The sequence below is a fragment of the Frankia sp. CeRuru1 genome, from assembly GCF_977966315.1.
Map to the genome: position 1 here is coordinate 1 of NZ_CDWWEW010000363.1, position 5,099 is coordinate 5,099.

At 72.8% G+C, this 5,099-nt stretch carries 6 protein-coding genes; 2 read left to right on the plus strand and 4 right to left on the minus strand.

From position 1 onward, the window contains the following. Positions 1–1,017 (plus strand): ferrochelatase (locus tag AC08OP_RS20350; RefSeq protein ID WP_476615641.1); only part of this gene is annotated, 1,017 nt, incomplete at its 5' end. Between the two features lie 180 nt (positions 1,018–1,197). Beyond that, positions 1,198–1,713 (plus strand): DUF3090 domain-containing protein, encoded by a 516-nt coding sequence (locus AC08OP_RS20355; protein WP_462188560.1) that lies wholly within the window; start codon positions 1,198–1,200, stop codon positions 1,711–1,713. Between the two features lie 61 nt (positions 1,714–1,774). Here AC08OP_RS20355 and AC08OP_RS20360 read toward each other — a convergent pair whose 3' ends face one another. From AC08OP_RS20360 to AC08OP_RS20375, 4 genes are all read right to left on the minus strand, one after another. Further along, complete coding sequence (locus AC08OP_RS20360; RefSeq protein ID WP_476615642.1) at positions 1,775–2,569, minus strand: hypothetical protein; 795 nt, start codon at positions 2,567–2,569, stop codon at positions 1,775–1,777. A 29-nt stretch (positions 2,570–2,598) separates the two neighbouring features. After that, positions 2,599–3,411, minus strand: coding sequence for an SGNH/GDSL hydrolase family protein (locus AC08OP_RS20365; RefSeq protein ID WP_476615643.1), 813 nt, complete (start codon positions 3,409–3,411; stop codon positions 2,599–2,601). Between the two features lie 27 nt (positions 3,412–3,438). Beyond that, the gene (locus tag AC08OP_RS20370; RefSeq protein ID WP_476615645.1) at positions 3,439–4,623 is read right to left on the minus strand and encodes a glycosyltransferase; all 1,185 of its coding nucleotides are present in this window, start codon (positions 4,621–4,623) and stop codon (positions 3,439–3,441) included. Then, on the minus strand, positions 4,620–5,099 hold a 480-nt coding region (locus AC08OP_RS20375), incomplete at its 5' end, for a glycosyltransferase (RefSeq protein ID WP_476615644.1). The genes AC08OP_RS20370 and AC08OP_RS20375, both read right to left, overlap by 4 nt.

Below are 5,099 nucleotides of genomic sequence, written 5' to 3' on the forward strand. Positions count from 1 at the left end.
CTGCTGCTCGTCTCGTTCGGGGGTCCCGAGGGGCCCGGCGACGTGTTGCCGTTCCTCCGCAACGTGACCAGGGGCCGGGACATCCCCGCCTCCCGGCTGGCGGTCGTCGCCGAGCAGTACCACCTGTTCGGTGGGCGTAGCCCCCTCAACGAGCAGAACCGGGCGCTGGTCGCCGCGTTGCGTGCGGAGCTGCCCGGGCTGCCGGTCTACTGGGGGAACCGGAACTGGGCGCCCTATCTGACCGACACGGTCGCCCAGATGGCCGCCGACGGCATCCGGCGTGCCGCGTGCTTCGTCACCTCGGCTTTCTCGTCCTACTCGGGATGCCGGCAGTACCGGGAGGACCTCGCGGCGGCCGCCGCCGCGGTGGGGGACCGTGCGCCCGAGCTGGTGAAGCTGCGGCTGTTCTTCGACCATCCGGGGTTCGTGGAGCCGATGGTGGACCGCGGCGTCGCGGCGCTGGCCGACCTGCCGGCGAAGGTGCGTCCCGATGCCCATCTGATCTTCACCGCGCATTCACTCCCCCTCGCGCAGGCCCGCGCCAGCGGGCGTGGCGAGGGCGCCTACGCTCACCAGCTGCGGGCTACCGCAGCGATGATCACCGAGGGGATCGAACGCATCACCGGCGTGCGTCATCCCTTCGACCTGGCCTTCTGCAGCCGCAGTGGGTCGCCGGACGTGCCGTGGCTCGAGCCGGACGTGCGCGATCGGCTCGCGCGGCTGGCCGCGGCGGGGGCCGCCAGCGCCGTGATCATTCCGCTGGGGTTCGTCAGCGATCACATGGAGGTCCGCTACGACCTCGACGTGGGGGCCCTGGAACGGGCGCGGGAGCTAGGCCTGCCGGCGACGCGGGCGGGCACCGTTGGGGTGGATCCGCGGTTCGTCTCGATGGTGGGAGAACTGATCGAGGAGCTGCGTCGTCCCGGCGGCGCCCGACGGTCGCTGACCGGTCTCGGGCCCTGGCCGGCGGACTGCCCCGCGCACTGCTGCGAGCCCTTCGGGCCGCCGCGGACCTGAACCCCCGCGGACCCGAATCCGGGGTGGTCCTGAAGCCAGGAGGGTGGGGGAGGGCGGACTGTATGGCGATGCGGCCATACTGATGGTGAGCCGAGGCTGATGGGGAACCGATACTGATGGGGAACGAAGCGATCAGGACCGAACGACGAAGCGAGTCAAGGTAACGGAGCGATCGGAGATATGCGGCGCTACGTGTTCGAATCCCCGGAAAGGTTCGTGGTGGGAACCGTCGGCCAGCCGGGTGACCGGATCTTCTTCCTGCAGGCTGCCGGGCGTGGTCAGGTCGTGACGGTCGGTCTGGAGAAGACCGAGGTCACCGCCCTGGCGGAGGGGCTGACCGCGTTGCTAGGCCAGGTGGGCCAGACCCAGGGCATCGTGCTTCCGACCGCTTCGGACGTCGAGATCGATCTTGCCCCGCTGGATGCCCCGTTCGAGGAGGACTTCCATCTGGGCCAGCTCACGGTGTCCTGGGACGGCCACCGGGTCTTCGTCGAGGCGGCCGGGCTGTCCCCCGGGGAGTTCCGGCTCCCCGAGAGCGAGGACGAGCTCGACTCGTTGCGGGTGGGACTGTCGATCAAACAGGCCCGTGCCTTCATCGAACGAGCCCGCACGATCGTTGCCGCCGGGCGTCCACCGTGCGTCCTGTGCGGCCGCCCGGACGATCCGGCTGGGCACTTCTGCCCTCGGCTGAACTGATCGGAGCCGGCCGGAGCCGGCCGGAGCCGGCCGGGGCGGGCAGCCGGCGATTGTCAGATCGTCAGTTCGAGGGCGGCACAGGGGCGTACGTCGGGTCGAAGGCGTCGTAGGCTGCTGCATAGGCGCGACGCACTGCCGCGGAAAGGTTGCGCAGCGCCGCGGACCTGCGGGCGATCTCGCTCGCGGTCACCGCGGCACCGTCGTCCCGGGCAGCGAGGTCGAGCAGGGCCGACAACCGCTCCGCCCGGGCCAGCAGGGCGTGCGCCCCCGGTGGATGACCCGGGCCCAGCCCCGGGCCCGGCTCCTCCTCCCCGCGGTCGCGCAGCAGGGCGAGCACCTCGGGGCGAGCGCTTGCGATGTCGAGGTCGATGAGCGCGGCCGTCGTGGTGCGGATCGCGTTGCTGAGGTCGTGTTCCGCGGCGCGCAGGCCGGCTCCGGGCGGTGGCACGCGGGACGCGACGAGCACCCGCCAGTGCACCGACTCCAGCCGCCCCTCCAGGGCCGGCCCGTGCACGACGACCCCGGGAACGAGCACCAGCGGTGGGTTCGGGCCGATCACGATGATCGCCTCCCCGGCGGTGATCGCGTCCCTGTTCACCTCCGCCGGGCCGGGCAGGCCGGTGGCGTCCCCGGGGGCGGGCAGGACCAGCCGGAGCCGTTGCGCTCCGGCCGAACGCAGGGCTCCCAGGCCCAGCACGAGCGGCTCGTCACCGAGGGTGTGCGGCGCCGCCTCGCCGCCGAGCGCGCGGTGTATCTGGGTGATGACGTCGTCGAGCCCGACGAGCCCGGCAAGCCACGCATTGCCCCATCCGGTGAGGACTCCGGACCGGGGCGACGCTGACAGGGCGGGAAGCACATTGCCTACCGTAGGCAATCGAGGAGCCTTCAGGCTCGCCGAGGAGGCCGTACCAGACCTTTTTCCGGGTGATAGCGCCATTTGTCGCCTCTGGGCAGGCACCGCCCGGCCAGCCAGGGCAGGCCCACGCTCAGCAGCCAGTAGGAATGCTCGATGATTCCTGGAGCCGGTTCCTCATGATCGGGTCCGTCCGGCAGACCCACGAGTGGTACCCCAGCGTGCGACAGACGATGGGCGAACGCCTGCGCGATCAGGCGGTGGCCGCGTGGCCCCGGGTGGATCCGGTCCACGTCGAAGCTGGACCGGCTGCGCACCGCAGGGTGCCCGCCGAGGTCGACCATCAACACCCCGGGGTCCGTCCGGGCCGCGGCATGGACCGCCGCGTTGAGCCGTTCGACCCGTTCGCTCAGGATCCGGCCGAACGGCGCCGGCACCGGGAGCAGCCGGCTGGGATCGGGCATGGTCGCGGTGAGCACGACGACTCCGTCGGCCCGCAGACGGCCCACCGTCCAGACCAGGTCCTGACGTAACCGCAGCGGATCGAACGTCGGTTTCAGCACGTCGTTCATGCCGGCGATCACGCTGGCGATCTGGGGGCCCAGCGACAGGGCGACGGGAAGCTGACGGGTACGCACGTCGTGCGTGGTCGCTCCCGTGGTGGCCAGATTGGTGAATTCCACGGCGCCGGCCGGGCCCAGGCACGCGGCGAGCCGGGCGGCGAAGCCCCGTCCTCCCGTCGCGGAGCGGCGGTGTTCGCGTCCCATCGTCACGCCGTCGCCGAGGCCGACCGTGATGCTGTCGCCCAGCGCGACGAACCGCCGGGATCCGGTACCGGAGTCCATGGCTCTGCCCGCCTTTCAGGCCGCGAGTCAGGCCGCGAGCGGCGGCGCCGGTGGCTGCGGGAAGGCCGTGCCTGGGGCGGCCGGACCGGGCGAGTCGTGGCAGGCGAGGAAGCCCGCGACCGTGGCCGACCAGGGGAACTGCTCCGCGCGGGCCCGGGCCGCGACCCGGCGCGCGTGGACCTGCGCCGGCGAGGCGGACAGCAGGTCCACGACGGCGTCGGCGAACGTGAATCCGCTGCCCGCGGCGATCACGCCTACTCCCGGGACGATCAGTTCTGCGAGCGCACTGGCGTGGTGCACCACTGCCGGGGTGCCGCTGGCGAGCGCCTCCAGGGCGGTCAGCCCGAAGGTCTCCACCGGGCCGGGGGCGAGCGCGAGGTCGGCGGTCGCCAGCAGGCCGGCGAGCCGTTCCCGGTCGGCCACGAACCCGAGGAAGGTTACCGGCAGCCCGGCCGCATGCCGTTCCAGCCGGCCCCGATGGGCCCCGTCACCGGCGATCACCAGGCGCGCCGGCACCCGGCGGCGGACGAGTTCGGCTGCCGCGTCCACGGCGAGGTCAACCCGCTTCTCCGGTGCCAGCCGGCTGGCCACCACCAGCAGCGCCTCCTGGTCACGGGCGAAGGCGCGTCGCAGGGTCAGGTCGTGGTGAGCGGAGGAGAAACGGTCGAGCTCGACGCCGAGCGGAACGTGGCGCAGGTTGCCGGCGCCGATGCGGACGAACTCCGCCGCCGCCCAGGCCGTCGTCGCCACGACGGAGTCAAAGGCGGCCGCGAGCGAAGCGTTCGCCCGGTCCGCGGCTGTCGAGACCGGCAGGACTCCCCGCAGCGGTGCGGGTGTCCAGGTGCCGAGCAGGCGGTCGAGCCGCTCGTGGCTGACGACCAGCGACGGCACCCCGCGACGGCGGGCCCATCGGGCCAGTGGGCGCAGGGTCGCCCGGTCGTGGACCTCGAGCCGGTCGGGCCGTTCCCGGTCGAGCAGGTCGGTGACGCGCCATGGCTCGGTGATGATCCGGTAACCGGTTCCGGGTAGCCGGGGGGCGCGTAGTTGGAGCACACGGGCATCCGGCTGGACCAGTTCGGCGTCCTGCTCGCCCGGAATGATCTGGACGACCTCGTGGCCCGCCGCGGTGTAGCCGGCGGCGAGGTGGCGCAGTGTCGTCCGGATGCCGCCGGAGGCCGGCGCGACGAAGTTTGCCGCCTGCACGATCTTCATGCTGACCACCCGTCGTTTCTTGTCCCGGGCCGCTCGCGTGCGTCCCATCCGTCCCGTCGTCCGCCCCGCCGTCCGTTCCGTCCCTCGATGACCGGGCCGGGGTGCCTGAGGCGGCCGAAGCGGCCGGCCCCGCCGCCGGTGCCGAGCACGTCACGGTAGTGGCCGAGCAGCTCGTCGCCGACCGCGCTCCACCCGCATCCCACGACCGACTCCCGGGCCGCCGCACCCATCGCCACCCGGCGAGGGAGGTCGTCGGCCAGGGCCGCGACCTGCGCCCGCAGGGCCGCGGGGTCGCCGGGAGTGTAGTGCAGCCCGGTGCGGCCGTGCTCGACAACGTCGAGCAGCCCGCCTGCCGCGGGGGCGACCACCGGTACCCCGCTCGCCTTGGCCTCCTGCGCCGCCTGGCAGAATGTCTCGTGGATGCCGGTATGGACGAAGACGTCGAGACTCGCGACCGCAGCCGAGAGCTCCTGCCC

What these genes read in the sequence shown, in the direction of transcription:
- AC08OP_RS20365 (WP_476615643.1), bottom strand. Translation starts at nt 3,411, where the DNA reads ATGGACTCCGGTACCGGATCCCGGCGGTTCGTCGCGCTGGGCGACAGC.
- AC08OP_RS20370 (WP_476615645.1), bottom strand. Translation starts at nt 4,623, where the DNA reads ATGAAGATCGTGCAGGCGGCAAACTTCGTCGCGCCGGCCTCCGGCGGC.
- AC08OP_RS20355 (WP_462188560.1), top strand. Translation starts at nt 1,198, where the DNA reads ATGCGGCGCTACGTGTTCGAATCCCCGGAAAGGTTCGTGGTGGGAACC.